The sequence below is a fragment of the Gordonia sp. UCD-TK1 genome, assembly GCF_001691435.1.
In the GTDB taxonomy this organism is placed as follows: Bacteria; Actinomycetota; Actinomycetes; order Mycobacteriales; family Mycobacteriaceae; genus Gordonia; species Gordonia hongkongensis.
Genome location: NZ_LZMP01000046.1, coordinates 79,021 through 95,176, shown reverse-complemented (window position 1 = coordinate 95,176; position 16,156 = coordinate 79,021). Strand labels below are relative to the sequence as shown.

15 protein-coding genes and 1 pseudogene are annotated in these 16,156 nt (G+C 66.9%); 5 read left to right on the top strand and 11 right to left on the bottom strand.

The window, feature by feature from the left end; genetic code table 11:
• Window positions 1-201: 201 nt before the first annotated feature.
• The 3 genes and pseudogenes from A9310_RS20335 to A9310_RS25335 all read right to left on the bottom strand — a co-directional run.
• Window positions 202-2,727, bottom strand: a complete 2,526-nt coding sequence (locus tag A9310_RS20335) for a hypothetical protein (protein ID WP_065632146.1) — start codon at window positions 2,725-2,727, stop codon at window positions 202-204.
• Window positions 2,727-3,035 (bottom strand): hypothetical protein, encoded by a 309-nt coding sequence (locus A9310_RS20330; RefSeq protein WP_065632145.1) that lies wholly within the window; start codon window positions 3,033-3,035, stop codon window positions 2,727-2,729. The genes A9310_RS20335 and A9310_RS20330 overlap by 1 nt, the downstream gene beginning before the upstream one ends.
• Before the next feature lie 98 nt (window positions 3,036-3,133).
• Window positions 3,134-4,388, bottom strand: a pseudogene (locus A9310_RS25335) (DUF222 domain-containing protein); the annotation flags it as partial.
• A gap of 190 nt (window positions 4,389-4,578) precedes the next feature.
• Between A9310_RS25335 and A9310_RS20325 the strand changes: the two are divergent.
• A complete protein-coding gene (locus tag A9310_RS20325) occupies window positions 4,579-4,914 on the top strand; it encodes a helix-turn-helix transcriptional regulator (protein WP_065632144.1) in 336 nt (111 codons plus the stop codon).
• Window positions 4,911-5,387, top strand: coding sequence for an SRPBCC domain-containing protein (locus A9310_RS20320; protein ID WP_065632143.1), 477 nt, complete (start codon window positions 4,911-4,913; stop codon window positions 5,385-5,387). Before A9310_RS20325 ends, A9310_RS20320 begins: the two co-directional genes overlap by 4 nt.
• A gap of 7 nt (window positions 5,388-5,394) precedes the next feature.
• Here the strand turns inward: A9310_RS20320 and A9310_RS20315 are convergent, their stop codons facing one another.
• The 8 genes from A9310_RS20315 to mihF all read right to left on the bottom strand — a co-directional run bounded on the left by A9310_RS20315 (window position 5,395) and on the right by mihF (window position 13,658).
• Entirely contained in the window at window positions 5,395-6,768 is a 1,374-nt protein-coding gene (locus A9310_RS20315) for an RsmB/NOP family class I SAM-dependent RNA methyltransferase (RefSeq protein WP_065632142.1), read from the bottom strand.
• Window positions 6,765-7,724: a methionyl-tRNA formyltransferase gene (gene fmt / locus A9310_RS20310; protein ID WP_065632141.1), complete on the bottom strand. Its 960-nt coding sequence runs from the start codon at window positions 7,722-7,724 to the stop codon at window positions 6,765-6,767. The genes A9310_RS20315 and fmt overlap by 4 nt, the downstream gene beginning before the upstream one ends.
• Window positions 7,725-9,689 (bottom strand): primosomal protein N', encoded by a 1,965-nt coding sequence (locus tag A9310_RS20305; RefSeq protein WP_065632140.1) that lies wholly within the window; start codon window positions 9,687-9,689, stop codon window positions 7,725-7,727.
• Between the two features lie 64 nt (window positions 9,690-9,753).
• Complete coding sequence (metK, locus tag A9310_RS20300) at window positions 9,754-10,965, bottom strand: methionine adenosyltransferase (protein ID WP_211539986.1); 1,212 nt, start codon at window positions 10,963-10,965, stop codon at window positions 9,754-9,756.
• 83 nt (window positions 10,966-11,048) lie between these two features.
• Window positions 11,049-12,320, bottom strand: a complete 1,272-nt coding sequence (gene coaBC, locus A9310_RS20295; protein ID WP_065632138.1) for a bifunctional phosphopantothenoylcysteine decarboxylase/phosphopantothenate--cysteine ligase CoaBC — start codon at window positions 12,318-12,320, stop codon at window positions 11,049-11,051.
• Between the two features lie 12 nt (window positions 12,321-12,332).
• Complete coding sequence (rpoZ, locus tag A9310_RS20290) at window positions 12,333-12,632, bottom strand: DNA-directed RNA polymerase subunit omega (RefSeq protein WP_004021987.1); 300 nt, start codon at window positions 12,630-12,632, stop codon at window positions 12,333-12,335.
• Between the two features lie 41 nt (window positions 12,633-12,673).
• On the bottom strand, window positions 12,674-13,303 hold the full coding sequence (gmk, locus tag A9310_RS20285; RefSeq protein ID WP_139104698.1) for a guanylate kinase: 630 nt from the start codon (window positions 13,301-13,303) through the stop codon (window positions 12,674-12,676).
• Window positions 13,304-13,343: 40 nt separating this feature from the next.
• Window positions 13,344-13,658 (bottom strand): integration host factor, actinobacterial type, encoded by a 315-nt coding sequence (gene mihF, locus A9310_RS20280; RefSeq protein WP_004021989.1) that lies wholly within the window; start codon window positions 13,656-13,658, stop codon window positions 13,344-13,346.
• A gap of 615 nt (window positions 13,659-14,273) precedes the next feature.
• On the opposite strand from mihF, the gene A9310_RS26040 reads away from it, so the two are divergent.
• From A9310_RS26040 to A9310_RS20270, 3 genes are all read left to right on the top strand, one after another.
• Window positions 14,274-14,438 carry a hypothetical protein gene (locus A9310_RS26040; protein WP_159370731.1) on the top strand — a complete coding sequence of 55 codons (165 nt, stop codon included), beginning with the start codon at window positions 14,274-14,276 and terminating at the stop codon, window positions 14,436-14,438.
• A 64-nt stretch (window positions 14,439-14,502) separates the two neighbouring features.
• Window positions 14,503-15,492, top strand: a complete 990-nt coding sequence (locus A9310_RS20275; RefSeq protein ID WP_065632137.1) for a hypothetical protein — start codon at window positions 14,503-14,505, stop codon at window positions 15,490-15,492.
• The gene (locus A9310_RS20270; protein WP_065632136.1) at window positions 15,489-16,064 is read left to right on the top strand and encodes a hypothetical protein; all 576 of its coding nucleotides are present in this window, start codon (window positions 15,489-15,491) and stop codon (window positions 16,062-16,064) included. The genes A9310_RS20275 and A9310_RS20270 overlap by 4 nt, the downstream gene beginning before the upstream one ends.
• The last annotated feature ends 92 nt before the right edge of the window (window positions 16,065-16,156 follow it).

The window sequence follows — 16,156 nt, the reverse complement described above, 5'->3', positions numbered from 1 at the left end:
GCACGAAGGTTCCTTCAGCAGAGAGTGGATCGAACTCGTCGTTCCCCACCCAGCGGAAGGTGACATCGAATCCGGGTGGCCGAACAGCGCTATGCGCGGGCGTGGTCACGCCCACATCCGGACTGTCGCTCGAACCGCAAGACGAGATTGCGAGGGCCATCATCACGGCCATGCCAACTGCAGCGGGTGGCGCGGATCGCCTCACCAGCCCGCGCCGTCCGCGAAGTTTTTATCGTTCATCCTTGCCAGTTGGTTGTTGTAGTCGGTGAAGAAATAGCTGCCGCGGGCTCCGACAAGCTCCTGAACAACCGATTTGAGAGCGATTCCGTCCCAGCCTGGCGGTAGGCCGTCCTTTGCAACTGAGTCCAGAAAATCCTGATCATAGGCTTGAGATCCATAGATGGACCGGAACGAATCCGTCTCGAGAAACTCCGGATGACTGGATATGTAGCCCTCGAGCATCTCTCGGTACACCAGGTCCAGGTCTGTGTTCTTGTACAAGCTAGCGCGCAAAGAAGCGAATTCAGTCGCTGAACCAACATCCTCAGGATTCGGCGGTAAGCCGGTGACATCGAGCTTGAGCGAGGGAGCCGCTATGTCAATCGCACCCTTGATAGCCGGGCTCAACCCGGGAATACCTGTTGCGAGCGACTTCACGGAATCGAACGCGGCGCCGTGCAGGGCGTAGTCGCGCGCCGCGTCATAACGCCGGTCGGCAGTATCTTCGTCTAGCATCGCGTTCATACCGGCGGTCATTCCACCGTGTAGTCGAGCCACCTTTTCCCCGAGATCAGTGCGCTCTGGGTCGCTACCGAACACCTGTTCAAGCACATTGGCTTGCCAGAGCGCGCTTGTGTTCATCACGCGCCCGGCTTCCGGGTCCGAGGTGAGGATTTGGAACAACGACTTGAACTGATTCGCCTCGCCGAGGGCGGTTACACCGCGAGTGTCGAACAGCGTCGGGTCCACCTCGGCCAGTTCGGCCAGAAACGGACTGACTGCTCGCGCAAGCGTTCTCGTCAGTTCGGGGTTGACCTCACCCAATGAAGCGGACCCGCCGTTCATGTCTTCGAAGTCACTCTTGTTCTCGGCGATGATCCTTGCCAGCTCGCTCGCGATCTGACCGGATCTGACGCCGTCGGCCATGCGCTCGGCAGACACACCATCTGGGGTGCTGGCGACCTCGGGCATCCAATTGAACAACCGGTTGATCCCGTCGTGTTCACGTCCTGCCTTGTCTGCCCAGTCGAACTGGAATAGCTCTTTCATTGCCAGCGATGGGTCGTAGGGCTTCTCGCCCCCATCAAGACTGTGAACTGCCGGCATCGACGAGTGCGAGCCGCCTGTGGCCCCCACCACCGCATCGTGGACGGCAATGTGGTCGGACCCAGCGACTCCCAGCATTCTGTCGAGCAGCCTCTCGACGGACGGGTGCGAGATGGTTTCGTTCCGGTCGGTGATGTAACGCTCGTTTACGTCCCCGCCGGCAATCTCGCTCGCACGAGCAATGATCGCCCTGTCGACGTCGCTCCCGAGCTGGACAGATTGCGACCCGTACGAGGCGAGACCCGAGTCCTCTGACCGGTGCTCCAGGACATCCATGAGGTCGTTGAAGTCGTCAACAGAGCCGAGCCGGGTGACCTCGATCATCCGGCTACCGTCTACGCCAGACGGATCGTTGGAGATGCTCGCCTTCGACGCTGCCGGACCACTCAGAAGGTCCCGTATCGGCGCTGGGAGTTGGTTCAATCCTCCTGCCACGAGTGGCGTATTTGTCCCCAAGACCTCGGCGATCGAATTCGAATCGGTCTGTCTGGTCCGCAAGTTCGGGTTCCCCAGCAGATAGACGCCGTCGCCGAGACCTCGTTTCAGGTTCTCTCGCTCTGCGCCGATGTATCTGTCGCCGAACGACTTCAGCGCATCAAGAGACAGCGGCTGCCCCTCGGGTCCGCCACCCCAACTCGGTGTGTAGATCGCTTTCAGGTAATCGAACTGCTCCTTCGAAATCTCCGCGAAGTCCCCGCGGGCCAACGCGGCCCGCTGTTCCGCGGTCAGGCTGGTCGCACGGAAGAACCGATCTTTCTGCTCCTTCGTGGCACTACCACTCATGATGGCCTGGACATCGATGCTCGCCTGGCCGGGCGAGTAGCTCGACGCGAGTGGCGCATTACCTTCGGCATCGCCAAAGGCTGCCGCGAGAACTCTCGCCCCGTTGCGATCGTCCTCGCCCATCTGATCGGCCAGGGAATGCAACGAGAGGGTCGCCGTCTTCGCCTCCTCCGCTCGGGCGGCCTGAGCGTCGAGAATCGAGCGCTCGGTCGCACTTCCCGCCTCCACGCCCTTGAGCTCGGCCGCATAGTCTCGGGTGTCTCGTACCGTCCAGTCGTCGGCAACGCTGAACTCGTCCCGTTCCAGCCCGAGCGCTCGAACCAGTGCGGTGGTGCGATTCGGACTGATCGCAGACGACGTATCCCGGAGCGCAGTGGCGGCGCGGGTGATGTCGGCCCCGAGTTTGTTGATCTCGGTTCGATCGGAGTCGGTGCGCGTCTCACAACCCCGCTGGGAGTCCCCCACCCACCCTTTGGAGTCACCCGCTTTCATCGGCGCTTCGGCCATCCTCTGGGTGAGATCCCTCAGGTCATCCACGGCCGCGTCGAGCGCAGTCGCGACCGCATCCAGAGACATCAGGTCCCAGCCGTTGACGACGGAACGCGACGGACGCGACATCAGAACTCGCTGATGGCACGGAAGCCGCTGGCCAGGGACTCCTCGGTATCAGCGACGTCACCGGCGGCCTGGTAGCAGGTCTGCGACACCTGGTCCATCCTCGCCGCCGCGCGGCCCAGCAGTGAACGGACGGTGTCGTCTTTGCCGGCGCACGCACCACCGATGGCCGACGCCGGCATCGCCCCCGACGCATCGTCGAAGGCGGACCTCCCACTCCACAGGGCTCGCGCCTCCGAGGAGCATCGAGCAAGCGCATCGCCCACGCCGGTGATGACACCCAGCTCCTCGACACCGAACCGCTCAGCCATACAAACCCCCGAGTTTGCACCGACAACGACGTGGCGGACCGCCACGACGAACAACCTAGTACAGCATCACCGGACTGTGCGTTCGCCATCCACAATGACGCCGCTGCGAGTATCTGGATCAGGCTGGTTTCGACGCCGCTGCGTCCTGGCGGTTGATGCCCGATCGCGGGTGGAGCGACACTGCGGTGTCGTCGCGCGGTCGGGGTGATCACGTCGATGACGCGGACGCCGTCGACCATCTTCACGTCGTAGAACCAACCGGGGGCCTCCTTGGCGCGGTTGTGCAGGACGCAGGTTCCATCAGCGTTGACCGCGCTCGTCGGGCCGTGGCGCCGATGGGGTGTGGCGTGGTCGACCTCGACGATCGGTGCACCGCAGTAGGGAGTCCGGCACCGTTGGTCACGCATCCGGATGAACTGGGCGAGGGTGGTTGGGAAAGCTCGTGCCCGTGACTCCATCGCCACCAACGCGCCGTCGGACGGTCTCGCGTACAACTTCCGCATCGTCGAGGCGGTGTCCCCCTCGGGCGACACCGAATCGGCCACCAGTAGCCGCGCGACCGTCGCCGGGATCGGTCCGTATCCGTGGACGTCGGCGGCCGAATCGTCTACGCCGAACAAGGACCGTTCGGACAGAACGACATTGAGCGCGATCGGTGTCGGCTCTGCGACAGCGCGTCCGGTGACACGTTCGACCAGGGTGTCGGTCATGACCTGTGCATGATTTCGGTCGTCCTGTCCGACCACTGAGTCGGCGTGCTTCTTCAACGCGGCGTACACCGCGATCCCGTCCGCCATCGGCAGCAGCACCGACAGTTGCGTCATCAGATCCGGCGCGGGTCGCACACTGACGCGGCGGTCCTCCTCGGCTTTTGATTTACGTGCCACCACCGCTTCGGGCTCCAACTCGTAGGCGTGGCGCTTGGCCGATGCCTCGATCTCGCGGTCGGACACCCCCACCAGCGCTGCGGGATCGGCGCAGATCCGGCGGTCGATCTCCTCACGCGCTTCACGTGTCAGATAAGCGGTTTCGCGTACCAGGATCGTGGCCCGCCACTCGGTGAGCACACCGGAAGTCAGTGCCGCCATCGTATGGGGCATCTCGTGCGCCAGGGCGCGGGCGAATCCGAGGCACCGGCTTCCCTTTCGGGGCGAGACCTTGCGCGCAAGACCGATCTCGGCGGCGAGTCCGCGACCGCGCCGGCGCTCCGGTACGTTCCGTGCGGCTTCGTCGGCTGCGCGCAGCGCGTAGATTCGCGGTCTGACGCACCTGGGCCGCCGTGCATGCCGACTTGATCTCTTCTAGAAGAGTGAGCCGATCCACCGACTCCGCCTCCTCGAGACCCACGGGCATTGCCGACAGCCCACCCACGATGGACCGTAGATGCTCGGTAGCCAAGAGGCCAGTTGCGTCCGAATAGTCCTCGTACATACATTCGATGGTATCTGAAAAGCAGCACATTGCGATGCACTTTCCACAAGGCCGATGCCAGATTTTCGCTTAGCCATTGAGTTAAGCGATGGGACCTGCAACACTTAGCCACATGGCATATAGTTCGGGCGCACTCGACGAGATCTTCGGCGCGCTCGCCGATCCCACGCGTCGCGCCGTCGTCGAACGCCTGGGGCGTGGGCCGGCCAGCGTCGGCGAGCTCGCCGAACCCTTCCCCATCACCCTGCCGTCGTTCATGAAGCACCTGCGCGTGCTCGAGGACAGCGGGCTCGTCTTGACCAGAAAGGTCGGACGCACACGGATGTGCACCCTCGACAAGCGCCGTATGCGCCGTCTGTCGACGTGGCTCGAACATCAGCGCACCGTGTGGACCGAACGCACCGACCGTCTCGAAGACTTCGTGACCGACACCGAGGAGACACCATGATCGACCCAGAACTCGACCTGACCCTGCACCGGGTGATCGGTGCTCCGCGACAACGCATCTGGGAGGCGTGGACCCAGCCGGAGAACTTCGCCAAGTGGTGGACACCGGCTCCGACCGTCACCCGCGTCGACCGCCTCGAACCCGAACCGGGCGGTGGGCTCGTGACCCGGATGAGCGACGACGGAACCACTTTCGTCCCGCACATGGATGCCGTCTTCCTCGTCGTCGATCTCCACGAGCGCCTGGTGTTCACGAATGCCGTCGACAGTTCGTGGCGCCCTGCCGAACCGGCTCCGGTCCCCATGACCGCCGAGATCACGCTGGCCGAGCACGCAGACGGAACCGAGTACAGCGTCGTCGTGCGCCATCGGAGTCCGTCCGATCGTGACCGCCATGAGGAACTCGGGTTCTACGACGGCTGGCGTTCGGTCACCGCTGCGCTCGCCACCCTCGTGGAAAGCAGAACGTCCTGACCCGGAACTAGTCCCGCGTCAACGCCGCCAGGAACATGGCGTCGGTGCCGTGGACATGCGGCCAGAGTTGAACGTGGGGTCCGTCGCCCAACAGGTCCGGGCCGAGCTTGCCCACCGTCACCAACGGGCGGGCGTCGAGTTGGCGCACACCGTCCGTCGACGCCAGGACGTCGGCCACCACCGCCGTCGTCTCGGCCGGGTGCGGCGAACATGTCGAATAGACCACGATGCCACCGGGTTTCACGAGACGCAGCGCTTCGGCGAGGAGCTCCTTCTGCAGGACGACGAGTTCGTCGACGTCGGCAGTGGTCCGGCGCCAGCGGGATTCGGGTCGTCGGCGAAGCGAGCCCAGCCCCGAGCACGGAGCGTCGAGCAGGATGCGGTCGTAACCGGCGTCGAGCCCACTGGACCGGGCGTCGGCGACATGGATGGTGACCGGGAGGTCGGACACGACCTTGCAGATCAGGCCGGCGCGATGCTCGGACACCTCGACCGCATCGAGTCGGGCACCGTCGATCTCGGCGAGCGAACCGATCAATGCGGCCTTCCCGCCGGGGCCGGCGCACATGTCGAGCCACCGCCCACCGTCGTCGGCGACCTCGGCCACGGTCACCGCACGGGCGATCAGCTGACTGCCCTCGTCCTGGACACCCGCGTACCCCTCACGGATCGCGGCGACGTCGCCGGGATCGCCGCCCGGGAGGTACACGCAGTACGGGGAGTAGTCGCCGACCTCCCCCTCGCTGGTGAGGGCGAGTTCCTCGGCGGTCATGAACCCCGGACGAGCGACGAGATGTACCGGCGGTCGCTCGTCGTCGGCGGCGAGTGCCGCCTGCAGCTGTCCCGCCGAACCACCGAGAGCGTCGCGGAACACCTCCGCGATCCAGCGCGGATGTGCGTACTGGAAGGCGAGATAGCCGACGAGATCGTCCGCGGGCGACGGTGCGAGCTCTTCCACCCACATGCCCTCGTCCTTCTGGGAGACCTTGCGCAGCACCGCGTTCACGAAACCGGACGGCCCCATCCCGTTTTCGGCGCGCACCAGGTCAACCGACGTGGAGACCGCCGCATGTGCGCCGACCCTCGTCCGCAACAGCTGATAGGTGCCGAGTCGCAGGACGTCGAGCACCGTGCCGTCGATGTCGGCGACCGGCCGTTTCGCGGCGGAGGAGATCACCGCGTCGAGCAGACCCTGGGCCCGCGCGGCCCCGTAGGCCAGCTCGGTGGCGAAGGCGGCGTCTCGTCCCTCGATCTTTTTTTCGCGCAGCATCTTCGGCAGGACGAGGTTGGCATACGCGTCGCGTTCGCGCACCGCGCGGAGGGTGTCGCGGGCGGCCACGCGCGCGGGATCGAGGTCCTTCTGCCGGAACTTGCCGCTCATCCCAGGACCGTCCCGTCGGTCAGGCGCGCGCCACGAGCCCAGTCGGCGGCGGGCATGGGCTTCTTCCCCGGCGGCTGTACGGTGCCGAGTCTCACCGGCTGCGAACCGGTTCCGACGAACACCGCCTTCTTCGTGACGGCGAGTGCACCGGGCGCCAGGCCGCCGTCCCGCGCCGCATCGGGCAGACCGGGATCGTCGGCCGACGCGACCGACACCGGCCCGACCTTGATCCGCGCGTCGTCGAGGCTGGTCCACGGTCCGGGTGCTGGTGTGTACGCGCGAACCAGGCGATCGATGATGTGTGCCGGCAGTTCCCAGCGGATCCGCGCGTCCTCGACCTCGACCTTGGACGCGTGGCTCACCCCCGTGGTGGGCTGCGGTTCGGGGGCGAGTTCACCGGCCTCGAGGCCGTCGAGCGTGGACAGCAACAGTCCCGACCCGGCATCGGCGAGACGCCCGAGTAGATCACCGCTGGTGTCGGTGGGTCGGATGGTCTCGGTGAGCACCCCGAAGACCGGACCGGTGTCGAGACCCTTCTCGAGCCGGAACGTGCTGGCCCCGGTCACCTCGTCGCCGGCGGCGATGGCGGCCTGGACCGGAGCGGCACCGCGCCAGGCGGGCAGCACCGAGAAGTGCAGATTGATCCAACCGTGGCGCGGCAGGTCCAGCAGTCCGGGCGATACGAGCCCGCCGTAGGCCACGACGGCACCGCAGTCGGGAGCCCAGCGCCGGAGCACGTCGTCGACCTCCGGCTCCGACAGCCGGCGCGGGGTGATCACCTCAAGCGCATGCTTGTCGGCGAGTTGTCCGACGGGTGACCGCATCACCTTGCGGCCGCGGCCGGACACGGCGTCGGGCCGGGTGATGACCCCGACCACCTCATGTGAGGGCGAGTCGATGAGGGCCTGCAACGACGGCACGGCGACCTCGGGGGTCCCGGCGAAAACGATGCGCATTCATCCGATCGTAGGCGGGTCGATCTGCACCCGGATCGGCCCGGTCTGTCGATGTGTGTTGCGGCGCACCTGGCCCGCGACGAGCGCCTCGGCGAGGAGCCGTCCGTGCTTGCGCGGCAACCGCACCAGGATGCGATCCATCTCGTCGTCCGCGGCGGCCTCCCACTCGGCACTGCCGGCCGGTGGGCGGACGCCGGGCGGCAACGGCACCGGGCCGAGAACATCGGCGTCGGAGGGTAACTCGAGGTGCTCGACGAAGTCGGTGATCACACCGGTCGGCCCGTCGACCGAGGCCATCGTCACCGCCGGGGGGAATCCGAGTTCCACGCGCTGTTGCAACTGGATCGAGGCGAAACCCACCGGGTCCCAACGGATCAGGGCTTGCACGGGTGCGAGCGCCGAGTCGGCGACGATGACCACTCGCCCACCGTCACCGTGCGGGGTCACCATCGCGGCGAGCGCCATCCACCGCCGGACCGCGTGCTCTTCGGCACGCAGGTCGGCCCGGTCGAGCTGGGCCCAGGTGTCGACGACGATCGCGGCGCCGTATCCGCCCGGGGCCACCGGTTCCGCGCCGGGCGTCGCGACGACGAGCCGTGCGCCGGGTTCGATCTCGTCGAGGATCGTGTTGCCGCCGCTGGTCAGCACCGGCACGCCGGCGAAGGCACGTCCCAGCTCCTCGGCGGTCCGGCGTGCACCGGTCACCGTCGCGCGCACCGAGGTGTTGCCGCACTCCGGGCAACGGAAGGACCGTTCGGGCCGTCCGCACCAGCGGCAGCTCAGTCGTTGGTCGGCATCGAGCTGCAACGGTCCGTGACAGGCCCGGCACCGCGCGTGTTCGCGGCAGCGGGTGCATGCGAGCGACGGCACGTAACCCCGGCGCGGGACGCTGAAGATCACCGGACGATCGGCGGCGAACGCCGACCGCGCCGCGTCGAACGCGACTTCGGGGATGCGCGCCGACCGGGCCATGGGGTCGCGGGCGATCTGCCGGTCGTCGTCGGAGATGGCCTGGACACGGGGGCTGCGGGTGCGGACCGTCGTGCGGTCGGCGACGAGGTCGTGCGCCCAGCCCGAGACCACCAGCGCCTGCGCCTCGGCGGTCCGGGCGAACCCGCCGAGCAGCAGGCCGCACCGCTCGTGGTGCGACCGCAGCACCGCCACCTCGCGGGGATGCGGGTAGGGCGCCCGCGGGTCGGCCATGCTGTCGTCGCCGTCATCCCACACGACGACCAGGCCCAGGTCCTTGACCGGCGCGAACACCGCGCTTCGGGTACCGATCACCAGCTGCGCGGCACCGCGGCGCACGGCCAGCCATCGGCGGTAGCGCACGGTGGGTCCGAGTCCGGCGGACAGCGCGACCCCACGGTCGCCGATCAACGGCTCACACTCGGCCCACACCCGATCGAGGTCACGCTGATCGGGGACGACGAGGATGCACCCGCGTCCCGCTGCGAGGGTCGCCGCGGCGAGTTCGGCGAGACGGCGCGGCCAGTCCTCCCCCGGTAGGGCCTGCCAGACGGCCCGCGGATGACCGTCGGCCAGGTTCTCCACGTAGGAGTCGGCCAGTGCATATCGATGCCAGTCGGCGAGTTCGGGCGATGCGACGACGGGAGCCGGGTCGGGCGTCGTCTCCTTCTCGGTACGCGCATGCCGCGGCGGTATGGCCAGGCGCACGACGTCACCCATCGTGCCCGCATACCGATCGGCCACCACGCGGCACAGCGTCGCCAGCTGCGGGGTCAGTACCGGCTCGGCGGACACGACCCGGTCGAGCCAGCCCAGCTTGCCGGGATGATCGCTCTTCTCGATGCGCTCGAGGAGGTAGCCGTCGACGAGCCGACCCGAGAATCGCACGCGGACACGAACACCGGGCTGGGCGTCCACGTCCTGGTCGACGTCGATCAGGTAATCGAAGGGGCGGTCGAGGTGCGCGAGCCCCAGAACAGGAAGAACACGGGCCACCGGCAGCTCGGCGGCCGGGACCCGTGCTCCTTTGGGTGTCAGTGAGAGTACTTCCGCAGAGGGTCTACAGACCCGCGGCGGCCCGCAGTTTTTCCGCGCGGTCGGTCCGCTCCCACGGCAGGTCGACGTCGGTGCGACCGAAGTGGCCGTACGCGGCGGTCGGTGCGTAGATCGGGCGCAACAGGTCGAGGTCGCGGATGATCGCGAGCGGACGCAGGTCGAAGTTCTCGGTGATGACCCGCTCGATGACGGCCGGATCGACCTTCTCGGTGCCGAACGTCTCGACGAACAGGCCGACCGGTGCGGCCTTGCCGATCGCGTAGGCGACCTGGACCTCGATGCGGTTCGCCAGTCCCGCGGCCACGGCGTTCTTGGCCACCCAGCGCATCGCGTAGGCCGCGCTGCGGTCGACCTTCGACGGGTCCTTGCCGGAGAACGCGCCGCCGCCGTGACGGGCCATGCCGCCGTAGGTGTCGACGATGATCTTGCGGCCGGTCAGACCGGCGTCACCCATCGGACCGCCGAGGACGAACTTGCCGGTCGGGTTGACCAGCAGACGGTAGTCGGTGGTGTCGAGGGTCGGCAGATCGATCTCGGCGAGCACCGCGTCGACGACCTGCTTCTTGATGTCCGGCGCGAGGAGATTGTCGAGGTCGATGTCGGCGGCATGCTGCGTCGACAGGACCACGGTGTCGAGGCGGACCGGGGTGTCACCGTCGTATTCGATGGTGACCTGCGTCTTGCCGTCGGGGCGCAGGTACGGGAGCGTGCCGTTCTTGCGCACCTCGGTGAGGCGCCGCGACAGGCGGTGGGCCAGCGCGATGGGAACCGGCATGAGTTCCGGGGTCTCGTTGGTGGCGTAGCCGAACATGAGGCCCTGATCGCCGGCACCCTGGCTGTCGATCTCGTCCTCCGAGATGCCGCTGCGGCTCTCGTGCGAGTTGAAGACGCCACCCGCGATGTCCGGGGACTGCGCACCGATGGCGACGTTCACGCCGCACGATGCGCCGTCGAAGCCCTTGGTCGACGAGTCGTACCCGATCTCCAGGACCTTGTCGCGAACGATCTTGGGGATGTCGGCGTAGGCGGTGGTCGTGACCTCGCCGGCGACGTGCACCTGTCCGGTGGTCACGAGGGTCTCGACCGCGACACGCGCCTTCGGATCGTCGGTGAGGATGGCGTCGAGAATCGAGTCGCTGATCGCGTCACAGATCTTGTCGGGGTGTCCCTCGGTGACGGATTCGCTCGTGAACAGGCGTGACGAGGTGGTCATCAGATCCTCTCGAGATCTACGCGCGTCGATGGTCGCCGCGCCGCTGGCGGTGTCGGCCAGTCCGACTGGCCGGGGATGTTTCCAACCTAATCGGTCGGTCGAGCTCCTCGACCATCAGGCACCAGTTGCCGCACTTCGTCAAGTATCCGACTCGACATGAGTGTTTTCGACCCGAAGGGCAAGGCGGTCTCGTCGCCGTTGGCGGCGAGCAACCAGCCGGTGTTGTCCTCGGTCCCGAAGGCCTTGCCGTCGCCGACGGCGTTGACGACGAGGAGGTCGCAGCCCTTGCGGGCGAGCTTGGCGCGGCCGTGGTCGAGGACACCGCCGGTCTCATCGCCGGTCTCGGCGGCGAACCCGACGATCACGGTGGCAGTGGGAATGCGGCCCTCGTCGCGTGCGGTGACGAGTCCGCGCAGGATGTCGGGATTGGTGGTGAGGTGGATCGGCGCCGGCCCMTCGTCGCCCTTCTTGATCTTCGACTCGGCGACCGCAACCGGTCGGAAGTCGGCGACCGCGGCGGCCATGATCACGACATCGGCGTCGGCGGCGCGCTTGGTCATCTCGTCGGCGAGTTGCTCGGCGGTGGAGATCCGCACGATGGTGACCCCGGCCGGGTCGCCCGGGTCGGCGGTGGACCCGGCGACGACGGTGACGCTCGCGCCGCGTTGGGCCGCGGCGCGGGCCAGCGCGAAGCCCTGTTTGCCGGAGCTGTGGTTGCCGAGGTACCGGACCGGGTCGAGCGGTTCCCGGGTTCCGCCGGCGCTGATGAGCACGCGGACGCCGGCAAGGTCGTACGGGAGTGCGTCGGCGCGATCGAGCAACAGCTCGCCCACCAGGGCGATCTCCTGCGGATCCGGTAGACGACCGCGGCCCGAGTCGGTGCCGGTGAGACGGCCCGACGCGGGTGTCATCACGACCGAGCCGTGCGACCGCAGCGTTGCGATGTTGGCCTGCGTGGCGGGGTGCTCCCACATCTCGGTGTGCATCGCGGGTACGAACAGCACCGGGCACCGCACGGTCAGCAGCGACGCGGTCAGCAGGTCGTCGGCACGCCCCTGTGCGGCGCGGGCCATGAGGTCGGCGGTGGCCGGGGCGATGACCACGAGGTCCGCGCCCTGCCCGAGCCGGACGTGGGCGACCTCGTCGACGTCGTCGAACACGGTCGTGGAGACGGGGTTACCGCTCAGCGCCTCGAAGGTCGCCTTGCCGACGAACTCGAGCGCAGCCGGGGTCGGCACGACGCGGACGTCATGGCCGGACTCGGTGAAGTGTCGGATCACCGAGCAGACCTTGTAGGCCGCGATCCCGCCGCCGACGCCGATCAGGATGCGGCGCCGGGTTCCGGTCGGTTTGGTCATCACCGACGACGACTATTCGCCCTCGGTGTGCTCGAGCAGGTCGGAGTGGATCTCACGCATCGCGATCGACAGCGGCTTCTCCTGGAGGCCGGGCTCGACCAGCGGGCCGACGTACTCGAGGATGCCGTCGCCGAGCTGGTTGTAGTAGTCGTTGATCTGGCGCGCACGCTTGGCTGCGTAGATGACGAGTGCGTACTTCGACGACGCGCGGTCGAGGAGATCATCGATCGGCGGATTGGTGATCCCCAGCGGCGTGTCGTAGGCCGGTGCGTCGGCGATCTCGGTGATGTCGAAATTGGTCGGGGTGCTCACACGAACTCCTGCGTCGAGGTCTGGGTGTCGGAAAGGGCCGGTCAGGTCGCAGATGCGGCCGGCTGTTCAGGTCCGACCAGCAAGGATACCAACTCATCGACGGCGCGGTCGACTTCGCTGTTCACGATGACGTGGTCGAACTCGTCCTGCGCGGCCATCTCGGTGCGCGCGGTGGCGAGTCGGCGCTCGATCGCCTCGGGCGTCTCGGTGGCCCGCCCGGTCAGGCGGGCGACGAGTTCGTCCCAGCTGGGCGGCGCGAGAAAGACGGTGATCGCCTCGGGGAGCCGGGCCACCACGTTGCGCGCACCGACCAGGTCGACCTCGACCAGAACCGGTTTGCCGGCTTCCAGAGCGGCGAGCACAGGGGCGATGGGGGTGCCCGAGCGCTGCAGCCCGCCGTGGATCTCGGCCCATTCCAGGAGTTCGTCGGCGGCGATCATCTTGTCGAAGTCGCCCGCGGACACGAAGTGGTAGTCGCGGCCGTCGACCTCGCCGGGCCGTGGGTCCCGGGTTGTCGCCGAGACGCTGAAGTAGACATCGGGTACCGCGGCGCAGACCCCTGCGACCACGGTGGACTTGCCGACGGCCGAGGGGCCGACCAAAACGATCAGTCGACCCCTCGTGCGTCCGGTTCCCTCGTGGTCCGGGCGGTGGTTCACCGCCGCGTCCACGGGTTCGTTCCGCTGCCGTATCCGGTTCGGTTGCTCACGCTCAGGAGCTGAACTTCTCGAGCAGAGCCTTGCGCTGACGGTCGCCGAGACCACGCAGGCGGCGGGTCGGGGCGATCTCGAGCTCGGTCATGATCTCCTGCGCCTTGACCTTGCCGACCTTGGGCAGGGCCTCGAGCAGGGCCGAGACCTTCATCTTGCCCAGGATCTCGTCGTTCTCGGCATCCTTGAGCACCTGCTGGAGATCGGTGCCACCGCGCTTGAGGCGCTCCTTGAGCTCCGCGCGGACGCGACGAGCGGCAGCTGCCTTCTCCAACGCAGCGGCGCGCTGCTCATCGGTCAACTGGGGAAGGGCCACGGGGTTCCTCCGTCTTTCGTTCTCGAGTGGGACTGCATCGTTCGCCCGGGGGCGTCCGAGGCTCTGTTGCCGTGCGACCGAGGCTGGATCGCCATCGCCGGCCTGTCAGCCGGGTCTTCACCCGGCCGACGCCATCAAAATGTTGGCGGCGAATGCGACCGTACCCACGTGAGCAGGCATTTGCGAGTGCGACCCCCCGTTTTCGGAGCGTTTTCTCATGTTGTAGGGCCTCGTGTGCGTTCACGGGAGCACAGCACCGATTCAGTGCCTCCCCCACCGCGCTGACTACGTGTTTCGTGACATTCTCGCAGGTCAGGGCAACATCGTGCGACAAGGTGGTCGATAGCAAAGCGAACGACCTCTCGCCCGGACGTCCCTCGACTGAGACGCGTGTGACACCAGTGATGTGGCCGGAAATTCTGGGATTGGGCCGAGGCACCGCGCGTGTCGCGGGCGGTCCCACGGCATCCCTGGGGAGAGCTGCCCGCCGTCGTCGGTGCACGCGGCTAGCATGATCTGACTTTCGGGGAAGTAGCTGATCGGGGGCGGTTGATGAAGGTGGTTCCGGCGCGGGTGCGCGAACTGGGCGAGAAGATGCGTGCGGGAGGCTGAGCGGTGTCGGATGAAGTCGCGTACACCGTCGAGAAGGTGCTGGCGTGGGACTTCGGCAGCGCGAAGACGGTCAGTGGCCGGTTGACGTCGAAGTCCGCCGACTTGAGGGGTACGGCCAGAGCAGCTGCAACGACCTTCGACGGCTCACTGGAGTACCTGGCGCAGTGACGGCGGACGGGACGCCCGGGAGTCGTCGAACGCGCACGCGGACGCTGCCGATCGCAGTGCCACCGTGATCGAGTCGCTGGCCGGGAAGTTCGATTCCCTCTTGGCGTCGATGGAGGGCGAGATCGCGAACGTGAGGTCAAAGAAGGCCGAGGCACTCGGCTCGGAATTCGAACTCGCCGTCGCCGGTGACGGGGAGGTCTACTCGACGAAGTCGAACCTCGAATGGCTGAAGACCTGGAAGTTGGCCTACCAGGTCAAGATCGTGCAGAAGGAGTCACTGGAGAGCTACCTCACCAAGGAGATCCGCGGTTCTCTGCGGCGCATCGAGGAGATCGACAAGGTCGGGTCCGAAGGGCTGCGACGGATCCTCGAGAAACTCCCCGACTCCGTGAAAGCAGGAGCGGCGGGTCACCACTCCGATCCCCGGCTCGCCGAGATCCTCCGCGAGTATCAGGTCGACGCGTCCAAGGGCGGAGCGCGCCTGTGGCCGTCGGGCGACCTGCTCGACACGATCCGCAGGTTCGATCCGACGTTCAAGCCCACCCTCATGACGCCCGAGGAAGTCACCATGCTCGCCGAGATGGGGGCGACACCGGTGACGGGCTGGCGAGCCGTCTACGACTTCTTCCAGATCCAGTGGAAGGCGGATGCCGTTGCCACCGCACGGCATCCGAATCGTGACAGGCGGGAGAACTCACTGGCAGACGGCCACGGTGACGCGTTCCGCCACACGTATTGGAACGCGCTCATGACCGACCGTTTCGGTCAGGAGTGGACGACGAGGTTCGCGACTGCTCATGAAGGCCTAGGCGGAAACCCAGCCAGCCGTGAGGCCATGGATCTCTACAACAACGAGGTGGGACGACGGATCGCGACCGAGAATCCGGACGCAGACCCGCAAAGGCTCGCCGAGCTGGTGGACAAAGCCATAACCGAAGGCCGCACGGTCGTCTTGGACGAGAACGGAGAGATCGAGTGGAGCGACAAGGTCGCGAAACATGAGACAGGAATTGCGTTGAAGACAGACATCCCGTTGCCGGCGCCGACCACGTGACCGGGCAGATTACGCTCACTGCACAACGCATCCGCAGTGTGACACTCGTCGTCGTCATTGTGATGACCGCCCTGGGTGCGGCCGCGTGCCTTCCGATCCCGAGGCTCGGCGAAAAGCCCCAGGAGGAGTGCTCGCGCGAGTTCTTCCTGTGGAGCAACGATGCCCCATTGGGTCCGTCGGCCGACTTCTTCAGGGTGGCTGACGAACTCGCAGCGACCGCCGGCATCACGACAAGTCTGGACGACATAGCCCGACGCGCGGGCTGGTCCCCATCCGGACGTTGGGACCGCCTCATCTACATCGCAATGTCCAGTGACAGCTCAGTGCTCAACGCCGCGGCCGGTACGACCAACATCTGCTACCGAGGGTTCATTACGAGCGATCCCGACCGCGGCTCGGACGGCTACTACGTCTTCTTCAACGGACCGAATCCGGTACAAACGGCAGGTGCGGGATCTCAGCCTGTCATCGCGCCCGATGAGATCGCAGCGCTCGGTCGTGACGAAACCCTCTATTCGGATACGTCGATCAAACGGCCGGTGCTGCGGAGAGTTATCGCCGGTGGGCAGTGATCCGCATCGATCGATTCGATCGTCGTCGATACTGGCGGTCGCCGGAGCGGGCCTCGCCGTGGCGACCGCCGGTTGTCTCCCGAACCCGCGAC